This window comes from Micromonospora sp. NPDC004551 (genome assembly GCF_040609975.1).
Lineage (GTDB): Bacteria > Actinomycetota > Actinomycetes > Mycobacteriales > Micromonosporaceae > Micromonospora.
This window is the reverse complement of the sequence record NZ_JBEXLM010000012.1, coordinates 188,688-208,111: the sequence shown is the minus strand read 5'-3', so window position 1 is coordinate 208,111 and position 19,424 is coordinate 188,688. Positions and strand designations below refer to the sequence as shown.

The following is a 19,424-nucleotide window of genomic DNA, read 5'->3' as shown; positions in this document are numbered from 1 at the left end:
ACATTCCGAACCCGGAAGCTAAGCCCTCCAGCGCCGATGGTACTGCACTCGGGAGGGTGTGGGAGAGTAGGACACCGCCGGACAATCTTCCAGTCAGGGCCACCCTTCGGGGTGGCCCTGACTGCGTTTGTGGCCTGCTTCGGTGAATCGCCCCGGGCACGCGGTCGCGTCTCGTACGGTCGGTGCGTGAACCGCCGGTGCCTGCCCCGTCAGGCCGGCGGAAAACGTGACGTGCTGTACGCGTCGTCCACGGTCGGGCCGGCCCGGCCGGGGTACCTGCTGATGGTTCGGCCGGAACTGACCGCCAGGCGCTGGCGGAGGCAGGAGTGGTCATGAAGATCGGAATCATCGGGTCGGGGCACATCGGCGGCACCCTCACCCGTCGTCTGCGGACGCTGGGCCACGACGTCACCGTGGCGAACTCGCGCGGGCCGCAGAGCCTGACCGACCTGGCCGGGGAGACCGGTGCCACGGCCGGCACGCTGGAGGAGGCCGTCCAGGACGCGGAACTGGTCGTCGTGGCCATCCCCCTCAAGGCGGTGCCGGACCTGCCGGCGGGGCCCTTCGACGGCAAGCTGGTCGTCGACGCGGACAACTACTACCCGGAGCGGGACGGCGACATCCCCGAGCTGCTCGACCGAAGCCTCAGCTCCAGCCGCTGGACGGCGGACCACCTCAAGGGCGCCCGGGTGGTGAAGGCGTTCAACAACATCCAGGCCGCGTACCTGATGGACAGCGGGAAGCCGGCGGGCACGCCGGACCGGATCGCGCTGCCGGTGGCCGGGGACGACGCCGAGGCCAAGCGCGTGGTCATGGAACTCGTGGACGCGCTGGGCTTCGACCCGGTGGACGCCGGCACGCTCGACGAGAGCTGGCGGCAGCAGCCGGGAACCCCGGTCTACGGCACCGATCGCGGCGCGGACGGCGTACGGCAGGGGCTGGCCGAGGCGCGGCCCTAGGAGGCGTACGACAGGCGAATGCCCCGCCGGCGACCTGGCCGGCGGGGCTTTTCCGTGCGTGGGTGCGACGGGCGTCAGGCGGGCGGCTTGGCGCAGATGAAGCGCGGCTCGGGGTCGTAGCGCCAGCTGAACTTCTCCCGCTTCACCACCTTGCCGTCCTTCTTGATGACCCGGAAGGCGTCCTGCGCGAAGCCGACGCTGCCCGCGGCGGAGATGCAGTCCGGGCCGGGGTCGAGGTAGACGGTCTTCGGCTGGGTGATGTTCCGGCGCGGCCCGTACTCCGTCTTGACGCTGTCGTAGATCTTGGTGCTCCACATCGACACGGTGATCGTGCTCGACGTGTAGGACGTGTCGATCAGGACGCCGTACTGGGTGTTGTTGCGGAACTTGAAGTCCAGCTGGGGCCAGTAGATGGTCGACTCGATGACCGCGGGGTAGCGGCTGAAGTAGAACGAGTGGGGCTTGTGCTCGACGTCCTCCAGGCCGGCGTAGTAGCTGGCGTTGAAGAGCGTCGTGGTGAACTGCGAGACACCGCCGCCGACGCCCGGCACCAGCTTGCCGCCGACGATGGTGGGCGCGTCCTTGTAGCCCTGGTCGTAACCTCGCTCGCCGGTGTGGCCGTTGAGCGAGAACGTCTCGCCCGGCTGCACGATGGTGCCGTCGACGTCCTTGGCGGCCTGGACGATGTTCTGGCTGCGCGGCGAGGAGAGGCCGCCGGGGAACCGGGTGGTGAAGGTGGAGACCCGCTCCTTGATGCCCAGCGCGGCGAGCTTGGCCTCGGTCAGCTCGGGCTCGGCCGGCTTCAGTGCGGCGGTCACCGTGCGGCCGTCGGCCTTCGGCAGCACGGCGAGGAGGTCCCGGCCGAGCGCCGCGGCGTCGACCTGCCGGCCGGCCCGGCCCGGCACCACCTTCGGCTTGCCGCCGCTGATGGTCAACCCGGCGTCCTTCGGCGCGACCTCCAGCTTGGCCAGCCCGTCGCCGAGCGCGGCGCGCAGCCGCTTGACGTCGACCCGAGGGGTCAGCTTGCCCGCGTCGTCAGCTGAGAAGCGCAGGCCGCGCGCGATGGCGGCGGGCGGGATCGTTACCTTGCCGCCGTCTGTGGTGAGCGTGACGGGCGCCGCGACGGCCGGCCGGGCCAGCTCGGCGAGGAGCCGGTCGACGTCCTCGCGGCTGCTCGCCGGCCACTTCTCGACCAGCGGCACGGTCACCGGCCCGCCGGCGAGCCAGCCGGCCTTCACGGCGTGGGTCGCGCCGTCCGTGTCGACCGTCAGCGCCGGCTTCGGGTAGACCGGCTTGGGGGTGGTGCCGGTGAAGATGATGGCCGGCATGGTCATCTCGCGGCCCTGGTCGCCCATCGCCTTGCGCAACGCGGCCTCCAGGCGGGCGGTGTCGACGGTCACGACCGGCTCGACCGTGCGGGAGCCGACGAGACGGCTCACCGGGTGCGCCTCGGCGGCGGCCGCCGCGGCCACGGTGGCGTCCACGTCGACCGCGAGCCCGATCTCGGCCGGCTTCAGCTCGGCGTTCTTCTCGCCCACGGCGACGGTGATCGGGGCGTTCAGCGCCGCCGACCGGCGGGCCAGCTCGGCGTGGAGGGCCTGCGCGGCCTCGGCCCGGCTCCGCCCGCCCAGCTCGGCGCCGAGGACCGTGGTGCCCCGGGGGACGTCTCCGGCGTAGGCGTAGGCGCCGAGACCGGTGCCGGCGGCGAGCACGGCGGCCACGATCCCACCGGCGAGCAGCATCCGCCCGCGCCGGGACCGCCTCGGTGTCCCGGGCCCGCCCGCGGCGGGTGCGGCGACCGGTTCCGGCTCGACGTCCGGCCAGCTCACCGCCGTCACCTTCACGGTGGGCCGGTCGTCGGCGGAAGGCACTTTTTCGCCGTACAGCGTCACAGCAACCTCGATCGGAAGTACCACGTGGGGACCGCTTCCCCCACGGGAGACACCTACGGTAACCAACGCTTGAGCCGGCCGGGAGTCTCCGTCCCGGCGCACGCCCGGGCCGCGCGTCCGCCGCCGCCGGGTGTCGTCGGCATCACCCCTGGCGAGCCCCCACACCGGTCCGGATCGTGGGACGGTGGCCGGGTGCGGACGGATGAGCGGACCCTGGCGTACGGCGGTGGCTGGCTGGACCGGGCGGCGGTGCAGCGTGCCGACCCGGGGTGGGTCGCCGACCGGTTGAGCGACCCGGAGAGCGAACTGCTGGCGCTGTGGCGGGACCGCTGCCTGGTCTCGGCCGACCGGGCGCCGGTGCGCCGCTCCGGGGCCGGGACGGCCGGGCTGCGCGCCGCCGCCGACGAGACGGTGTTCCTCGGGGTGGACGCCGGCCGGGCGGTGTTCGCCGTGGACCTCTCCGGCCGGAGCGAGGCGGAGGCGTGCGAGCTGGCCGGTGCGGCCGAGGCGGTCGACGTCCGGGCGCTCGTGGGCGGGCTGGGGCCGGCCGAGGCGGCCATCCAGGCGTACGCCAGGGGGTTGCTGCACTGGCACCGGGGCCAGCGGTTCTGCGGCGGCTGCGGGGCGGTGACGGTGGCCCGCGACGGCGGCCACACCCGGTCCTGCACCGGCCCCGGCTGTGGGCGGCTGCTCTTCCCCCGGATCGAGCCGGCGGTCATCGTGCTGGTCGAGGCGCCCGGTGAGCCGGAGCGTTGTCTGCTGGCCCGCCACCAGGGTGCGGGCGAGGACTCCTGGTCGACCCTGGCCGGCTTCGTGGAGGTCGGCGAGAGCCTTGAGGACGCCGTCCGCCGGGAGCTGGCCGAGGAGGCGGGGGTGTCCGTGGTCGACGTCGCCTACCAGGGCTCGCAGGCCTGGCCGTTCCCGGCCGGACTGATGGTCGGCTTCCGTGCGACGGCGGTCTCGACGGAGGTGCGGGTGGACGGCGTGGAGGTGGTGGACGCGCGCTGGTTCACGCGGGCGGAGCTGCGGGAGCGGGTCGCGGCCGGCCGCCCGCTCGGTCGCATCGACTCGATCGACCATCACCTGCTCCGGTCCTGGGTGGACGGCTGGAGCTGACCGCCCGCCGGACGGTCAGCCGGGTCGGCCGGACGGGTGAACGGGGCATCACCCTCAGCGGTCTGTCAGCTCCCCGTTACCGAACTGTGACGTATATGCGTGACGGCTACCACAGGTGAAACCTCGCTGCCTTCCTGTCGTAATAGAGCTGTTTTGCCCAGAGCTCCTTGCTGTCGGGATGTTAACCGTTGGTAACCATGGGCGATCTTGATACCACGACTGTGTTACCCGTCAGTAGCAAGGGACTTGTGAGGTCTGTCGCTTCGCGAGAGCATCCATCCGCGTACCGCGCAGTCCGTCGGCACACGGGCCCGCGGCGCCCCGCAGCTTTCCCCGTCCCGCGTCGCGTCTCGCGCCGGTGACGAACCCCCGTCGAGGAGGACCTTGTGAGTGAATCGGAGAACCGCCAGATGAGTGGCGGCACCCGCTGGCGTCGGTTCGCCGCCATGATGGTGCCCGCCACCGTCGTCGCCGGCGGCATCGTGCTGGGCATGGCCAACGGCGCCATCGCGGCCTCGTTCGCCGTGTCGGGCCAGACCTTCAAGGTCGGCGCCTCGAAGCTGGTGGGCAACGGCTTCAAGCAGTACGGCGGCATGGTCCAGGAGAAGAGCAGCGGCAACCAGCACCCGGTGGCCGTCTCCGAGATCGCCGACGCCAAGCTCTACGACCTCTGCCAGTCGGTCGACGCCAGCCTGCCGGGCATCCCGATCGTGCTGACCATCAACGCCGGTGGCGGCGGCAACCCGGCGACCGCCACCAACCTGCTGATCGACATGGACTCGCTCGAGGGCAACGCCACCTTCGAGAACATCCAGATCGGTCGCGACGCCAACGAGCTCAACCCGAAGAAGGGCCAGCCCGGCGGCTTCGGGCAGAGCGCGGACGTCGTGACCATCACCGACCTGGAGCAGGTGGCCCGGTCCACCAGCGCCGGCGTCTTCACCCTCAACGGCCTGAAGCTGAAGGTCAACGTGGGCAAGGACGCCAAGGAATGCTTCTGATCTGATGTCGAGGCCCGCGGAGGGCGCCCTCCGCGGGCCTCGTCCTTGTCTCACGCCGTCAGCACCGCCAGGAGGAGTACGTGACAACCGCCGATACGCAGCAGGCTCGGCCCGGTCGGGTCGGCCAGGCGTGGCGCGACTTCCGCCGGTGGCGGCGGACGCGGCCGTTCTGGGGCGGGCTCTTCACCGCGCTGGCCGGCCTGGAGATCTTCGGCACCACGCAGATGAGCCTCAACGGCCTCACCTTCCAGATGGGGCCCACCGGCTTCCTGTCCTGGCTGATCCCGGCCATCCTCTTCGCCTGCGGCATGCTGCTCTGGTTCAGCCCGCAGCAGCGGATGTTCTACTCGGTGGTCGCCGCGGTCACCGCGCTCTACTCGATGATCGGGGTGAACCTCGGCGGCTTCTTCATCGGCCTGCTGCTCGGCATGGTCGGCAGCGCCCTCGGCTTCGCCTGGGTGCCGCGGAAGCAGCCGGCTCCGGCGGAGGAGCCGGCGGAGCCGGTGGCCGGGGCCGAGGACGACGACGCGGCCGGGGAGCCGGAGCCGGCCCTGGTCGACGACCTGATGCCCCGGCAGCGCGAGGACGAGACGACCGGTGTCCTCACCGACACCCTGCCCGAACCGCGTAACCCGCTGCGCGAGGCCGCACCGGCGGAGCCGTCCGGCGGCACCGACAGCACCCAGGTGCTGCCGCCGGTCGGACCGGACACGCCCCGAAGCGGCAGCCACCGGGACCCCAGGGCGTACGCGATCCTGTTCGTCGTCGCCACCGTCTCGGCGGCCGGCCTGTTCGCGCTCCGCGGTCCGGAGCCGGCGCTCGCCGCGCCGGCCGCGTGCCTGACCGCCACCGCCCCGGCCCCGAGCGCGTCCGCCTCGGCCTCAGCCTCGCCCTCGGCGTCGGCGTCGCCGTCGGCCAGCCCGACCACCGCGCCGGCCGAGGAGCCGAAGGACGGCAACCTGCTGACCGACATCGTCGACGGCATCACCGGCCTGTTCACCGGGGGCGACGACACCGAGCCCTCGTCCAGCCCGAGCACCTCGTCCGCACCGGTTGCGGCCGCCGAGCCGGCGGCGACCGCGACCACCACCCCGACCGGCAGCGCCACCGCCACGCCGAAGCCGAGCGGCAGCGCCACGACGAAGCCGTCCGACCCGGCGAAGCCGGACGCCGACTGCGACAGCCCGGCGCCGACCAAGCCGAAGCCGGTCGAGGCGGGCGAGCCGCTGCCGAAGCTGGCCGCCGACCCGGACCAGCCGATCGTCGCGGACCCGCCCGCCAAGCTCATCGGTTCCAAGGTCACCATGACCGGGCTGCGGTTCGAGGGGATCGTCGAGCTGCCCACCCACGACGGCAAGCTCAAGTGCCTGAAGTTCACCATGGACAAGGCCGTGACGGAGGACTTCACCCTCCTGGCCAGCGGCCCGGCCGGCAAGAAGCAGCGGTACGTCACCGACCGGCTCACGGTCGAGGGCGACGTCGCCTTCTACGCCACCCGGTTCGTGGGGCACCTGCTCGGCATCAAGATCACGCTCACCCCGGACCTGCCGTTCCCCGACGGCCTTCCGATCACCTCGCCGATCCCGATCAGCTTCACCGACCCGGTGATCGACCTGGCCTACGAGAACTCCAAGTCGCTCACCGCGCGGCCGCTGCTCAAGCTCGACCTCGCCTGACCCGACGGACATGCGGAACGGCCGGGAGCCGGAGGATCCCCTCCGACTCCCGGCCGTCGTCGTCGCTCAGAGCCGGGCCAGCGCCCGGCGCAGCGGGTCGAGCCCCAGCGAGCCCAGGTCGAGCGCCTGGCGGTGGAACTCCTTGAGGTCGAAGTCGGCGCCCTTGCGGGCCTTCGCCTCCTCCCGGGCCTGGAGCCAGATCCGCTCGCCCACCTTGTACGAGGGGGCCTGCCCCGGCCAGCCCAGGTAGCGGTTCAGCTCGAAGCGCAGGTTCTCGTCCGGCACACGGCAGTGCGCGCGCATGAACTCCCAGCCCAGCTCCGGCGTCCAGCGCTCGCCCGGGTGGAAGCCGAACGGGTTGTCGGCCGGGATCTCCAGCTCCAGGTGCATGCCGATGTCGACGATGACCCGGGCGGCCCGGAACGCCTGCCCGTCGAGCATGCCGAGCTTGTCGCCCGGGTCCTCCAGGTAGCCCAGCTCGTCCATCAGCCGCTCGGAGTAGAGCGCCCAGCCCTCACCGTGCCCGGAGACCCAGCAGAGCAGCCGCTGCCAGCGGTTGAGCAGATCGGCGCGGACGGCGGTCTGGGCGATCTGGAGGTGGTGGCCCGGCACGCCCTCGTGGTAGACCGTGGTCACCTCACGCCACGTGGAGAAGTCGGTGATGCCCTGCGGCACCGCCCACCACATCCGGCCCGGCCGGGAGAAGTCCTCGCTCGGGCCGGTGTAGTAGATGGCGCCGTCGCTGGTCGGGGCGAGGCAGCACTCGATCCGGCGGACCTGCTCCGGGATGTCGAAGTGGGTGCCGTGCAGCTCGCTGATCGCCTTGTCGGCGAGCGCCTGCATCCAGTCCCGGAACGCCTCCTTGCCCTGGATGGTCCGGGCCGGGTCCGCGTCCAGCGCGGTCACCGCGTCGTCGATGCTGGCGCCGGGGCCGACGATCCGCGCGGCGACCGCCCGCATCTCGGACTCCAGGCGGGCCAGCTCGGCGAAACCCCAGGCGTACGTCTCGTCGAGGTCGACCCGGGCGCCGAGGAAGTACTGGGAGGCCAGTTCGTAGCGCTCCCGGCCGGCGGCCTGCTTCTGCCGCCCCTGCGGGGCCAGTTCGGTGCGGAGGAACTGCCCGAACTCGGCGGTGGCAGCCGTCGCGGCCGCCGCGCCCTTGCGCAGCTCCGCGCCGAGCGCGCCCTCCGCGCCCAGCCGCTCGGCCAGGCCGTGGAAGAAGTTGTCGCCGTTCGGGTCGACCCAGATGTCGCACTGCTTGGCGACCTCGACCAGCTGCACCTGCGAGCTGACCCGGCCGGCCGTGGCTGCCTCGCGCAACGTGCGCTTGTAACCCTCCAGCGCGCCCGCGAAGCGGTTGAGCCGGGCGGCCACGTTCGCCTTCGCGTCGTCGCCCTCGGTCGGCATGAGGTCGAAGACCATCCGCAGGTCGTGCAGCCCGCTGGCGATCACGTTGACCTCGCTGCTGGTCTCGCCGGCCTCGTAGCGGGCGAGCTCAAGGCCGAGGCGCTCCTGCATCGCCTCCTTGGCGGTCCGCTCGGCCTCCGTGTCCGGCTCGGTCACGTCGAGGTCGGCCAGGGCCCGCCGGGTGAGGTCGGCGCGGGCCGCGTAGCCGTCCGGGGAGAGGTCGTCGAGCTGGTCGTCGTAGCCGGCGATGCCGACGTAGGTGGCCCCGGTCGGGCTCAGCGGAGCCCAGTCGGCCACGTAGCGGTTGGCGAGGTCATCGATTCGTCCCACGATGCGACCCTACGTGACCGGGCCACCCCGCTGTCGACGGTGTTTGCCGTGTTGAAGGGCGCGGGCGGGTGCGGTGCCGCCGAGCGGCTGTGGCGGTCGACACGGCGTCCGAATATCGCGGGACTTCGTCGTACCCCTGCGGCAGAGTGTCAGGGGTGACAGCGGATATCACTCCTGACCGGGCGCCGTTGCGCAGCTGGCTGCCCGGGTTCCTCGCGCTCGGCGTGATCTGGGGTTCCAGCTTCCTCTTCATCAAGGTGGGGGTGGCCGAGCTGCATCCGCTGCACCTCACCCTCTACCGCGTCGCCACCGGTGCGGTCACGCTGCTGGTCGTGCTGGCCGTGTTGCGCGACCGGCTGCCCCGGGAGCCCCGGGTCTGGGCCCACCTGGTGGTGGTCGCCGCGTTCGGCGTCGCGCTGCCGTTCACCCTGTTCGGCTTCGGTGAGCAGCGGGTCGAGTCGATGCTCGCCGGCATCTGGAACGCCACCACGCCGCTGATCGTGCTGCCGCTGGCGGTGCTGGTGTTCCGCACCGAGCGGCTGACCGTGCGGCGAGCCATCGGGCTGGGCCTGGGCTTCGCCGGGGTGCTGGTGGTGCTCGGCGTCTGGGAGGGCGTGGGCGGGTCGCACTTCATCGGCCAGCTCATGTGTCTCGGGGCGGCGGCCTGCTACGGGGTGGCCATCCCCTACCAGAAGAAGTTCATCGCGGGCAGCGCGTACTCCGGGCTGTCGCTCTCGGCGGCGCAGCTGCTGGTGGCGACCGCGCAGCTCGCGGTGGTCGCGCCGCTGGTGGCGGGCGCGCCGCCGGTGCCCACCGGGCTCTCCGCGAAGGTGGTGGCGTCCGTGCTGGCGCTCGGCGCGCTCGGCACCGGCCTGGCCTTCGTGATCAACCTGCGCAACATCCGGGTCGCGGGGGCGAGCACGGCGTCCACCGTCACGTACCTGATCCCGGTGTTCGCGGTGCTGGTCGGCGCCGTGGTGCTCGGCGAGCGGATGAACTGGCACCAGCCGGTGGGCGCGCTGGTCGTGCTGCTGGGTGTGGCCGTCGCGCAGGGGATGCTCGGCCGGCGCCGGTCCGCGCCGGCGTCCACCCCGGCCACTCCCGCGACGGTTCCGGCCGGTCGCTGACCGCCGGCCCGGCGAGGTGGCGGGGGTCAGTCTCCCGCCGCCGCGCGGGCGTGTTTCAGCCCCGACCCGCCGTCCATTTCACGAGGCGGTCGGCCTTCCAGGTGTTGACCACCCGGTTCGCCGGCACGCCGCAGAGCGCCGCCCGTTCGCAGCCGAAGCGCTGCCAGTCGAGCTGGCCGGGCGCGTGCGCGTCGGTGTTGACGGCGAAGCGGCAGCCCGCCTCCAGCGCGCGGCGGATCAGCCGCTTCGGCGGGTCCTGCCGCTCCGGCCGGGAATTGATCTCGACGGCCACGTCGTGCTCGGCGCAGGCCGCGAGGACCGCCTCCGCGTCGAAGTCGCTCTCCTTGCGGGTACGCGCCCGGTGCCCCCGGTCGCCCGGGCCGGTCACCCCCGCCGGCCGGGAGGACACCATCCGTCCGGTGCAGTGACCGAGGATGTCCAGGTGGGGGTTGGCGATCGCGGCCAGCATCCGGCGGGTCATCTTCGCCCGGTCGTCGTTGAGGCCGCTGTGCACCGAGCCGACCACCACGTCGAGCCGGGCCAGCAGCTTCTCGTCCTGGTCCAGTGAGCCGTCGGCCAGGATGTCCACCTCGATGCCGGTGAGGATGCGGAAGCCCTTCGGCAGCGCCTCGTTCACCGCGGCCACGTGGTCGAGCTGCTTGCGCAGCCGGTCGGCGGTGAGCCCCCGGGCCACCGTCAGACGGGGCGAGTGGTCGGTGAGCACCAGGTACTCGTGGCCCAGCTCGACGGCCGCCAGGGCCATCTCCTCGATGGGCGAGCCGCCGTCGGACCAGTCCGAGTGGGTGTGGCAGTCGCCGCGCAGCGCGTCCCGCAGCTTCGCCGCGGCCTCGTCCAGGTCGGTGCCCTCGGTGGCGACCAGCCGGCGCAGGTAGACCGGTTCCTCGCCGGCCAGCGACTCGACGACGCAGCGGGCGGTGACGTCGCCGACCCCGGACAGCTCGGTGAGCTTGCCGGTGCGGGCCCGCTCGGCCACCTCGCCGGCCGGCAGGGCGCCGAGGGTCTTGGCCGCCGATCGGAACGCCCGGACCCGGTAGGTGGCCTCGTTCGCCCGTTCCAGCAGGAACGCGATCCGCCGCAGGTCGGCGATGGGATCCCGGGCAGTCATGCCCTGCAACCTACGCGCCCGCGCCGCCCGCCGCGCGGTGTCGCACCGGGTGTCGGGAGTGGACGGCGGTCAGCCGGCCGCGGCGGAGTCGCTCGGCGCCTTGGGGCAGCCGTGCCGGCGCTGCCACGCGGCCACCTCGGCGGCCGGCCCGCGGTTGCCCTGCTTGCGCCACGAGTCGAGGTACTTCGCCGGCCAGATCACACCCCGCCGGATCCACCAGTCGTCGTGCCCGGTGCACTTGGGGGAGAGCCCGAAGTGCAGGTGGCAGACGTTGTTGGCGTTCCCGGTGTGGCCCACCTTCCCGAGCTGCTGACCGGCCCGGACCCGGACGCCGGCGTCGACGCCGGTGGCGATCGCGCTCAGGTGCGACCCGTAGTAGCGGACCCCGTCGTCGCCGAGCAGCGACACCGACAGCCCGCCGTTGTTCGGCCCGAGCGGCCCCCGCTTGCTGAACCGGTCCACCCGGCTCACCTCCAGGATCACACCGTCGGTGACCGCAACCACCGGCTCGCCGCAGTCGGCGAAGATGTCCGTCCCCGGGTACGCGGAGTGGGTGGGGTGGTAGGCGACGTTGCCCGCGCGGACCGGGAAGACGTGCCGTGACGCGGTGCGGCTCGGCGACGGGGCCGGCGTGGACGGGACGGCCGACGCGGCGGGGCCGGTCGGCTGGCCGGTCGGCGCCCCGGTGGCCGACGTGCCCGGGCTCTGCCACGAGCTGTCCGGCGCCGCCGTCGGGCCGGCGTCCGGGGCGCACCCGCCGGCCAGCGTCGCCACGAGGAGCAGGACCGGGTACACCGGACGCGCGCGGCGTCCGATCGATGGCGAGCGCATCCGGTCATCCTGGCAGACCACTACCGTAGGGACGAACGCTGCGACCGGTCCGTCCCGGGCCGTCGCTCTGCGTGACCTGGGTACATCTACGGTCCGTGAAGGGGGCAGCGGTGACGAACGGGTGGCACGGCGTGGCCGGGGAGCCCGGCGCGGGGCCGGGGCGCCCGCTGCCGCGTACGCCCTCGGGGCTCTTCCCGTCCGGGGCGCCGATGCGGCCGAGCTACCGCGAGCCGTACCCGGTCACCGGCCCCGGCGTCGCGATCGGCGCGGTGACCGCGTTCGCCTGGCTGCTGCTGTTCGGCCTGCTCGGGCGAAACGTGTCCAGCTACGCCTGGTGGACGCTGCTCGCCGGTGGGCTGGCCTGGCTGGCCGCCGCGGTGCTGGTCCGGCACGGCGACCGGGGGGTGGCCACCGGGGTCGCGATCGTCACGGCGGGCGGCTGGAGCATCGCCGCGGCGATCGTGGCGGTGCGCTGGGCGCAGAGCGGCGACTGGCCGCTCTGGTGACGGTGCGTGCCGGTTTCGCTGCTCAGCGAAGACCGTCTTGACGTACGCGCGGTGACGGTCCACGCTCGCGGTATGGCCTGGATCACCCCGCCGCGGCTCGACCCCGAGCGGAGCCGCCGACGCCTGCAACTCCTCGCCGAGTTGGCCGGTGCCCGCACCGTGCGGCAGCGGGAACGGCCGCAGCAGCGGGCCCGCTCCGAACGCCTGCGCGAACTCATCGCGACCCGCCGGCGCGTCGCCGGCTGACCGACTTTCTCCGGGATCGGCGGGCCCTTCGGGGCGTTGACCGGTCGCCTGCCGACCCGACCGGTTAACGTGCATCGCGTGACGAGTCGGCGTGCTGCCGAGGCCGAATTGGGGGGACCGTGTCGTACTTCGCTGCTGCCGTGGCGCGCGTCGAGGGCGCCTGGACCGCCGAAGAGGTGAACCTGCGGGGGGTCACCGACATCGAGGAGGTGGCCGACCGGCTCCGCGACGTCGAGCCGGACGCCGACCTCTCGCTGCTGTTCGTCGAGGCCGACGACACGTACCTGGTGATCCTGCGGCTGGACGAGGGCGAGGACCTCCGGGTCTTCGGCTCCGACTCGGCCTACGCCGAGGAGTCCCGGCTGGGCGCGCTGCTGGTCGGAGATCTGAAGACCTCGGTGACCGGGCTGGAGGACGCCGACGAGCCGCGGCCGGCCGCCGGTGGCGACGAGGAGACCGAGCAGCCGGCCGTGGACCCGGAGGCCGACCCGGTGGGCGACGCGGACATCCTCGCCGACCTGGGCATCTCGGCGCCGAAGCTGCTCGCGCTCTGCGGCCACGAGGGGATGATGCCGGCCGACGTCACGGCCGAGGTCTGCCAGGTGCTCGGCTGCGCCGACGAGGTCGAGGAGCTGCGTGAGGTCTGAGCCGCCCGGCGCGGCGTGGACCGGTGGGGCGGAGCCGGCCGACGCCACCGATCCGGCCCTGGAGACCGTACGCCCGGGGCAGCCCACCCCCGGCCGGCCGGCGCGGGTCGGTCCGGGCGCGGACGAGGGCCTGGCCGACCTGAGCGCCGTGGGTCGCCGGCAGCGGCACGAGCTGTGGATGCGCCGGGCCCTGGAGGTCGCGGTGACCGGCCCGGACGGGGTTCCCGGCGCCGGCGAGGACGCGATCGAGGACGTCCCGGTCGGCGCCGTGATCTACGGCCCGGACGGCACCGAGCTGGCGGTCGGCCGCAACGAGCGCGAGCTGACCGGCGACCCGACCGCGCACGCCGAGGTGCTGGCCCTGCGCCGGGCCGCCGAGCGGCTGGGCCGGTGGCGGCTGGAGGGCTGCACCCTGGTGGTGTCGCTGGAGCCGTGCACGATGTGCGCGGGGGCGATCGCGCTGGCCCGGATCTCGACGGTGGTCTTCGGGGCGTGGGAGCCGAAGACGGGCGCCGTCGGCTCGCTGTGGGACGTGCTGCGCGACCGCCGCCTCACCCACCGCCCCGAGGTGTACGGCGGGGTGCGGGAGGCCGAGAGCGCCGCCCTGCTGCGCGCCTTCTTCCGCTGACCGTCCCCGCTCAGACCGCGGCCGGCGCGGGACGGAGCAGCGTCTCCGCGACGGCGCGGGCCGCGTCGGTCCATGCGGTGGGGCGCAGGGTGGCAGGGTCCAGCCGGACGATCGACCGGGTGCCGTCGGCGTGCAGGACGCTGCCGTCCACCGAGCGGAACTCGAAGGCGTAGCGGGCGCTGCTGGTGCCGAAGTGCTCCAGCCAGAAGTGCACCGCCACGGGGCCGACCCCGCTGACCGGGGCGCGGTAGGTGATGGTGAACTCCCGGACGGCGTGGAACACGTCGGGAGCGGCGTGCACGTCGCCGCGGAACACGACGCCGCGCTCGGCCCAGTATGGCGTCAGGGCGCGTTCCAGCAGCACCGCGTAGCGCGCGTTGTGCAGGATGCCCATGGCGTCGAGGTCGTCGAAGTGCACCGGGACGTGCTCGACGTGCCCGAACTCCTGGCTCATGGCTGGCCTTCCGCTAGCAGGGCCGGATCCGGGCAGAGCGCCCGCAGCCGGTTCAGCAGGCCCTGGCGGGCGTGCCGGTAGGTGGCGTCCGGGTCGAGCATCCGGGACCGCATGACGGCGCTGATCCCCAGCGCGTCGATCTCGTACGCCAGCAGCGGCACGTCGAGGCCGGCGGGGAGTTCGCCGAGGTCGACGGCCTCCCGGACGAGGCGTTCGAGGAACGTGGTCCACCGGCCGAACGCCTCGGCGAGCCGGTCGCGGACCGGGCCGGGGCGGGCGTTGTACTCGAACTCGGTGTTGGCGAAGAAGCAGCCGCCGGGGAGGACCCGGGCGGCGTAGAAGTCGATCCGGGCCTCGTGCAGCGCGTGCAGCCGGCGGACACCCCGAGGAACGCGCAGGGCGGGGGCGACGATCCGCTCCTCCCACTGCGCCACGGCGCGGTCGACGGTGGCGAGTTGCAGCGCCTCCTTCGAGCGCCAGTGCGCGAAGAGTCCGGACTTGCTGACCCCGAGCCGGTCGGCGAGCTGGGCGAGGGAGAGCCCGTCCAGGCCGACCTCGGTGGCGAGCGCCACGGCGGCGTCCAGCACCGCGGTGCGGGTGCGGTCGCCGCGCGCGACGCGGCCGTCGGAGATCATGCGAGCAGCGTACCGACAAAAAGCACGACCGGTCGTATTTATTTGTGTGACCCCGGTAACGCGACCGCCCCGCCACCCGGGGCGGGCGGCGGGGCGGTCGAGGGATCGGGTCGGGTCAGGCGATGGCGGTGTCGAGCGCGATCTCGACCATCTGGCCGAAGGTCTGCTCCCGCTCCTGCGACGTGGTCTTCTCGCCGGTCTTGATGTGGTCGCTCACGGTCAGGACGGTCAGCGCACGGGCCTTGAACCGGGCCGCGATCGTGTAGAGCGCCGCCGACTCCATCTCCACCGCGAGCACGCCGTAGTCGGCCAGGGTGTCGTAGAGGTCCGGCCGGTCGGTGTAGAAGGCGTCCGCGGCCAGGATCGGGCCGACCCGCATGGTGATGCCGCGCCGCTCGGCCACCTCGACCGCGGTACGCAGCAGCCCGAAGTCGGCCACCGGCGCGTAGTCGATCAAGCCGTCGAACCGCATCCGGTTCATGTTCGAGTCGGTGGACGAGCCGATCGCCGCCACCACGTCGCGCAGCTGGAGGTCCTCGGTCAGGGCGCCGCAGGAACCGACCCGGATCAGCGTCTTCACGCCGTACTCGTTGATCAGCTCGTGGGCGTAGATGGAGGCGGACGGCATGCCCATGCCGGAACCCTGGACGGAGACCTCGACGCCGTTCCAGCGGCCGGTGAAGCCCAGCATGCCGCGAACCGTCGTGTAGCAGCGGGCGTCCTCGAGGTAGGTCTCCGCGATCCACTTGGCCCGCAGCGGGTCACCCGGCATCAGGACCCGCTCGGCGATCTCTCCCGGCTCAGCGCCGATGTGCGTACTCATGGCAAGGATCCTGCCAGGCCGGGCCCGGGGATACCGGTTCGGCGTCCAGACCCGGGGTCCTGTACCCTACTCGGCGGTGGCGTGTCCGAGTGGCCTAAGGAGCACGCCTCGAAAGCGTGTGAGGGTTTACGCCCTCCGCGGGTTCAAATCCCGCCGCCACCGCCGCTCAACAGGCGAAACGCCTGGCCGGTCCGAACGGACCTGCCAGGCGTTTCGTCTTGTGGTCCCAGTTGGTGTCCGCCCCTAGCTCGCGACCGGCTGGGGCGATGTTTCTGTTGCCGGCACGTCCCCGGCCGGCCGGCGCAGCCGGGACAGCGCGACGACGCGGGCGGTCAGCACGCCGGCGTTCATCACGGCCGCGACGGCCGTCCAGCTGACCAGCGCGATCGAGTAGTAACAGAGCTGGATGAACGTGATGTCCCGCCCGCCACCGACGATCCGACCGAGGAGGTCCGGAAGAGCGACCAGCAGGGCGAGGGGGATGAGCCGGGGCAGCAGCCGGAGGGCGGGCCGCCACGACGGCCGGGTGGCGAAACGGTCCGCCCAGATCCGGGCGCGTCGTAGGTTGCGGATGCCGAGCAGAAGGCTGAGCAGGGTGAGGCCGGCCAGCGTCAGGTCGACGATCAGCCGTACCGGTGCGTCGGATGAGGGCTCGCCCCCGGTCACGAGGGTGGCCAGTTCGTCCGCAAGCGCGGTGATGCCCTCGTTGGCGAGGCCGATTCCGCTGTTGCCGATCACCGCGATGCCGTAGCCGCCCGGGAGCAGGAGTGCGTCGGCGGTGTAGGTGAACCAGATGCCGTTGTGGTTGACCCGGCCCTTCTGGTCGGTGTCCCAGCCCATCCCGTACGTCCAGCGTGGGTCCGACGAGGTGTGCATGGCGGTGATGCTCGGGGCCGAGACCAGGCGGGTCCCATTCGCGGCCAAGCCGGCGTTGCTGTGCACGATCAGCCATTTCGCCAGGTCCGACGCCGTGGTGACAACGCCGTCGGATCCGTTCACGAACCGCTTCGGCTCGGCGGCGGGAATCGACGCGCCGTAGGCGTAGACGTGTCCCTCACGCACGTCGCGCGGCAGATCCCGTGGGGTCTGGTTGATCGTGGTGGTGGCCCCCATGCCGATCGGCTCGAAGACGTGGCGCCGTAGATAGTCCGTGAACGGCTCGCCCGCGACGACCTCCACCAGCCGGGCGGCAAGGTGGTAGTTGGTGTTCGTGTACCTGTGCTCCGTGCCCGGCTCGGTCGACAGATCTGCGGTCCGGGCTCGGGTCACGGCGTCAGCGAGCGAATCGGGCTGAGGCAGACTCTTCTCCGGGAACGTGCCATCGGTGATCCCCGAGGTCTGGTTCAGCAACTGGCGTACCGTGATCCGTGCTCCTCTGGGGTCGGCGATCCGGAAATCAGGCAGGTAGTCGCGCACCGGCGACTCCAATGTCACCTCACCCGCTTCGACCAGCTGCATCACGGCGAGCGCGGTGAACGACTTGCTGACGGAGGCGGCCGGCATCGGTGTCGTCGCGGTCACTGCGGCGCCGGAGGAGTCGTGGCCGTATCCGCCCGCGTACAACACCTGGTTGCCTTTGGTGATCGTCACGGCGATCCCCGGATAGCCCGCCCTGCCCGCGTAGGCGGACACCACCCGCTCGATCGCAGCCCCGTCCGGTTCCTGCTTCGCGCTCGCGGTGCCTGGCACCATCAGAACCACCAAACCGGCGGTGAGCGGTGCCACCGCACCCCACCGCGAGCCTTTGCCCTGCCACACAGCGTGCTCCCAACGCTCGGTTGTACCGGCCACGCTAGGAGTCGCGACAGGCCAGGGGCAGGACCCGAAAGGCACGGGTGAGCCCTGACTTTCGTTGAGTTTCGGACGAGTCGTTCCCTGGCGCGGAGTGGTCCGAGGCCGCGCCTTCCGCTGTTGTGCCCTCAGTGCTCACGTCGGCGGTCGATGAGTGCCTGGATGCCGTCGAGGAGCAGGTCGAGCCCGAACGTGAAGTCGGCGTCGTCGATCCATTCCGCGCCGGCCCCGAACGCGTTCGCGCCAACGGCCTCGGTCAGCGCGGGGTAGGTGGCCGGGTCGAGGACCTCAGCCAGGATGTCGCCGTACTCCGCCAGCCCGGCGATCGGCCCGCCGGCGGCGGCGACGTTCAGAGCGTGCGCCAGCGCCGCCTGCTGGGAGGCGTAGCCGGTGAGGGTGGTCGCGATGTTGACCCGCTCGCCGGGGCCGAGGCCGGTGCCGGCGAGCGCGGCGAGCGCCCGGTCGAGCCAGCGCAGTGCCCGGGGCCCGGCGGGTGGGGTGTGCTGGCCGAGCGCCAGCAGCCAGGGCCGGCCGAGCAGGAAGTCGCGGTTGGCCCGGGTCCAGTCGGTGAGGTAGTCCCGCCAGGCCCGCCCGTCGAGCGCCGGGGGCTCGGGTGCGGCGGCGTCGGCCATGGCGATCAACAGTTCGTCCTTGCTGCCGACGTAGCGGTACAGGGACATCGTCGCCATTCCGACCTCGCTGGCGACGCTGCTCATCTTCACCCCCTCCAGGCCGTCGCGGTCGGCGATCCGGATGGCGGCGTCGACGATCCTGCCCAGGTCGAGGCTCGGCCGGGGGCCGTGCCGGGCGCTGGTCTCCCGGCCCCACATCCGGGCCACCACGGGGGGAAGACGCCGTTCCGCCACGTTCGACTCTCCTCGTTTCCCACCCGCGGGTCTTGTGCTCACTCTAGAACTCGGGGACTCTGTATCTCGTACGCTGTATCTCATACGCAGATTGCGGGGGTTCGGTCGTGAGCACATCCAGTCCACCCGGACGCGTCTTCGACGTCGACGCGGTCCGGGGCTTCGCGCTCTTCGGGATATTCGCCGTCAACGTGACCTTCATGGCCTCCGGCTATCCGGGGAACCTGGTGACCGACCCCGACTTCGGCTCGGGTCTCGACGACGCCGTCCGCGCGCTCTCCTCGGTCTTCGTCGACATGAAGTTCTACGTGCTGTTCTCGTTCCTCTTCGGATACAGCTTCACCCTCCAGATGGCGGCCGCCAGGAGGGCCGGCGCGGCCTTCCCGGCGCGCATGCTCCGCCGGATCGGCGGCCTGTTCCTCCTGGGCGCCCTGCACACCGTCTTCCTCTACGGCGGCGACGTCCTCACCACGTACGCGGTGGCATGCCTCGCGCTGCTCCTGCTGCGGCGGGTGACCGACCGGACGGCGATCCGGATCGCCGTGGCCCTCTACGCGCTCGTGCTGCTCAGCCTGATCGCCGGCGCGCTGTTCGTGGACCGGTCGGCGTTCCTGCCGAGCGAGGCCGAGGCGCTGGCCAACGGCGAGACGGCGACGCAGGCGCTGCTCGGCGGCTGGGGAGCGAACATCGGCGAGCACCTCGCCGGCCTGCCGCTGCTGGTCCTCCAGGCGGTGACCCTCCAGGGCCCGACCGCACTGGGCCTCTTCCTGCTCGGCATGGTGGCCGGCCGCCGGCAGTGGCTGACCGGGGTCACCGGCCGTGAACCCGTGCTGCGGCGGATCCAGTGGGTCGGGTTCCCGGTCGGGCTGCTCGGGTCGATCGTCTACGCGGCCAACGGCGGCAACGGCAACAGCCTGGGCGTCGCCGCGAGCGTCGCGACCGCGCCACTGCTGGCCGCCGCGTACGTGGCGACGCTGCTGCGGATCATGCACCACCCGCGTACGGCGTTCGTCCGGTCCGCGCTCGCGCCGGCCGGCCGGATGTCCCTCACGAACTACCTGGGCCAGTCGGTGGCCGGCCTGATCGCCTTCACCGGCATCGGGTTCGGGCTCGCGGGCACGTTCTCCCCGCTCGCACTCTTCGCCTTCGTGCTGGCCGTGTTCGCGGTCCAGCTCGCGGCGAGCGCGTGGTGGCTGCGCGGGTTCCGCTACGGGCCGGTCGAGTGGGCGTTGCGCTGGCTCACCAACGCCCGCCGCCCGGCCTTCCGGCACCAGCCCGCGGACCGCCCCGGCGAGGCGGTCGCACCGCCGCTGGCCGTGCCCGAGGCGGCCCGGCTCCAGGACACGAGCGGCTGAGAGCCGTG

Annotated in this window: 19 protein-coding genes and 1 tRNA gene; 11 read left to right on the top strand and 9 right to left on the bottom strand. The window is 72.6% G+C overall.

All coding sequences use genetic code 11. The features are described 5' to 3' along the window. Positions 1-332 precede the first annotated feature (332 nt). Complete coding sequence (locus ABZW14_RS17145) at positions 333-959, top strand: NADPH-dependent F420 reductase (RefSeq protein ID WP_355346786.1); 627 nt, start codon at positions 333-335, stop codon at positions 957-959. 74 nt (positions 960-1,033) lie between these two features. Here the strand turns inward: ABZW14_RS17145 and ABZW14_RS17140 are convergent, their stop codons facing one another. After that, a complete protein-coding gene (locus ABZW14_RS17140) occupies positions 1,034-2,851 on the bottom strand; it encodes a VanW family protein (protein ID WP_355346783.1) in 1,818 nt (605 codons plus the stop codon). Positions 2,852-3,043: 192 nt separating this feature from the next. Between ABZW14_RS17140 and nudC the strand changes: the two genes are divergently transcribed. From nudC to ABZW14_RS17125, 3 genes are all read left to right on the top strand, one after another. Beyond that, on the top strand, positions 3,044-3,967 hold the full coding sequence (nudC, locus tag ABZW14_RS17135; RefSeq protein WP_355346780.1) for an NAD(+) diphosphatase: 924 nt from the start codon (positions 3,044-3,046) through the stop codon (positions 3,965-3,967). A gap of 410 nt (positions 3,968-4,377) precedes the next feature. Then, positions 4,378-4,968 (top strand): DUF6230 family protein, encoded by a 591-nt coding sequence (locus tag ABZW14_RS17130; RefSeq protein WP_355346816.1) that lies wholly within the window; start codon positions 4,378-4,380, stop codon positions 4,966-4,968. A gap of 80 nt (positions 4,969-5,048) precedes the next feature. After that, positions 5,049-6,644: a DUF6114 domain-containing protein gene (locus tag ABZW14_RS17125; RefSeq protein WP_355346777.1), complete on the top strand. Its 1,596-nt coding sequence runs from the start codon at positions 5,049-5,051 to the stop codon at positions 6,642-6,644. 66 nt (positions 6,645-6,710) lie between these two features. On the opposite strand, the gene ABZW14_RS17120 is transcribed toward ABZW14_RS17125, so the two are convergent. Beyond that, complete coding sequence (locus ABZW14_RS17120) at positions 6,711-8,381, bottom strand: DUF885 domain-containing protein (RefSeq protein WP_355346774.1); 1,671 nt, start codon at positions 8,379-8,381, stop codon at positions 6,711-6,713. 155 nt (positions 8,382-8,536) lie between these two features. Here ABZW14_RS17120 and ABZW14_RS17115 point away from each other — a divergent pair, with 155 nt between their 5' ends. Beyond that, positions 8,537-9,508 carry a DMT family transporter gene (locus ABZW14_RS17115; RefSeq protein ID WP_355346771.1) on the top strand — a complete coding sequence of 324 codons (972 nt, stop codon included), beginning with the start codon at positions 8,537-8,539 and terminating at the stop codon, positions 9,506-9,508. Positions 9,509-9,563: 55 nt separating this feature from the next. Here the strand turns inward: ABZW14_RS17115 and ABZW14_RS17110 are convergent, their stop codons facing one another. Both ABZW14_RS17110 and ABZW14_RS17105 read right to left on the bottom strand, forming a co-directional pair. Then, positions 9,564-10,634 (bottom strand): PHP domain-containing protein, encoded by a 1,071-nt coding sequence (locus ABZW14_RS17110; protein ID WP_355346768.1) that lies wholly within the window; start codon positions 10,632-10,634, stop codon positions 9,564-9,566. Positions 10,635-10,703: 69 nt separating this feature from the next. After that, positions 10,704-11,465, bottom strand: coding sequence for a M23 family metallopeptidase (locus tag ABZW14_RS17105; RefSeq protein ID WP_355346765.1), 762 nt, complete (start codon positions 11,463-11,465; stop codon positions 10,704-10,706). A gap of 209 nt (positions 11,466-11,674) precedes the next feature. Between ABZW14_RS17105 and ABZW14_RS17100 the strand changes: the two genes are divergently transcribed. The 4 genes from ABZW14_RS17100 (at position 11,675) to ABZW14_RS17085 (ending at position 13,492) form a co-directional block, all read left to right on the top strand. Next, complete coding sequence (locus ABZW14_RS17100) at positions 11,675-11,971, top strand: hypothetical protein (RefSeq protein ID WP_355346814.1); 297 nt, start codon at positions 11,675-11,677, stop codon at positions 11,969-11,971. Positions 11,972-12,043: 72 nt separating this feature from the next. Next, a complete protein-coding gene (locus tag ABZW14_RS17095; RefSeq protein ID WP_355346762.1) occupies positions 12,044-12,217 on the top strand; it encodes a hypothetical protein in 174 nt (57 codons plus the stop codon). Between the two features lie 119 nt (positions 12,218-12,336). Continuing rightward, complete coding sequence (locus ABZW14_RS17090; RefSeq protein ID WP_355346759.1) at positions 12,337-12,864, top strand: tRNA adenosine deaminase-associated protein; 528 nt, start codon at positions 12,337-12,339, stop codon at positions 12,862-12,864. Positions 12,865-13,042: 178 nt separating this feature from the next. Continuing rightward, positions 13,043-13,492, top strand: coding sequence for a nucleoside deaminase (locus ABZW14_RS17085; protein ID WP_355346811.1), 450 nt, complete (start codon positions 13,043-13,045; stop codon positions 13,490-13,492). Positions 13,493-13,502: 10 nt separating this feature from the next. On the opposite strand, the gene ABZW14_RS17080 is transcribed toward ABZW14_RS17085, so the two are convergent. The 3 genes from ABZW14_RS17080 to deoD form a co-directional block, all read right to left on the bottom strand. Continuing rightward, entirely contained in the window at positions 13,503-13,946 is a 444-nt protein-coding gene (locus tag ABZW14_RS17080; protein WP_355346756.1) for a thioesterase family protein, read from the bottom strand. Beyond that, positions 13,943-14,581, bottom strand: a complete 639-nt coding sequence (locus tag ABZW14_RS17075; RefSeq protein ID WP_355346753.1) for a TetR/AcrR family transcriptional regulator — start codon at positions 14,579-14,581, stop codon at positions 13,943-13,945. The genes ABZW14_RS17080 and ABZW14_RS17075 overlap by 4 nt, the downstream gene beginning before the upstream one ends. Positions 14,582-14,696: 115 nt before the next feature. Continuing rightward, positions 14,697-15,404: a purine-nucleoside phosphorylase gene (gene deoD / locus ABZW14_RS17070; RefSeq protein WP_148431748.1), complete on the bottom strand. Its 708-nt coding sequence runs from the start codon at positions 15,402-15,404 to the stop codon at positions 14,697-14,699. A gap of 75 nt (positions 15,405-15,479) precedes the next feature. Between deoD and ABZW14_RS17065 the strand changes: the two genes are divergently transcribed. Further along, positions 15,480-15,566 (top strand) — tRNA-Ser (locus ABZW14_RS17065). An 81-nt stretch (positions 15,567-15,647) separates the two neighbouring features. On the opposite strand, the gene ABZW14_RS17060 is transcribed toward ABZW14_RS17065, so the two are convergent. Both ABZW14_RS17060 and ABZW14_RS17055 read right to left on the bottom strand, forming a co-directional pair. Continuing rightward, positions 15,648-17,096 (bottom strand): serine hydrolase domain-containing protein, encoded by a 1,449-nt coding sequence (locus ABZW14_RS17060; protein WP_355346750.1) that lies wholly within the window; start codon positions 17,094-17,096, stop codon positions 15,648-15,650. Positions 17,097-17,323: 227 nt separating this feature from the next. Beyond that, positions 17,324-18,061, bottom strand: a complete 738-nt coding sequence (locus tag ABZW14_RS17055; RefSeq protein ID WP_355346747.1) for a TetR/AcrR family transcriptional regulator — start codon at positions 18,059-18,061, stop codon at positions 17,324-17,326. A 107-nt stretch (positions 18,062-18,168) separates the two neighbouring features. On the opposite strand from ABZW14_RS17055, the gene ABZW14_RS17050 reads away from it, so the two are divergent. Next, complete coding sequence (locus ABZW14_RS17050) at positions 18,169-19,416, top strand: DUF418 domain-containing protein (RefSeq protein ID WP_355346744.1); 1,248 nt, start codon at positions 18,169-18,171, stop codon at positions 19,414-19,416. The last annotated feature ends 8 nt before the right edge of the window (positions 19,417-19,424 follow it).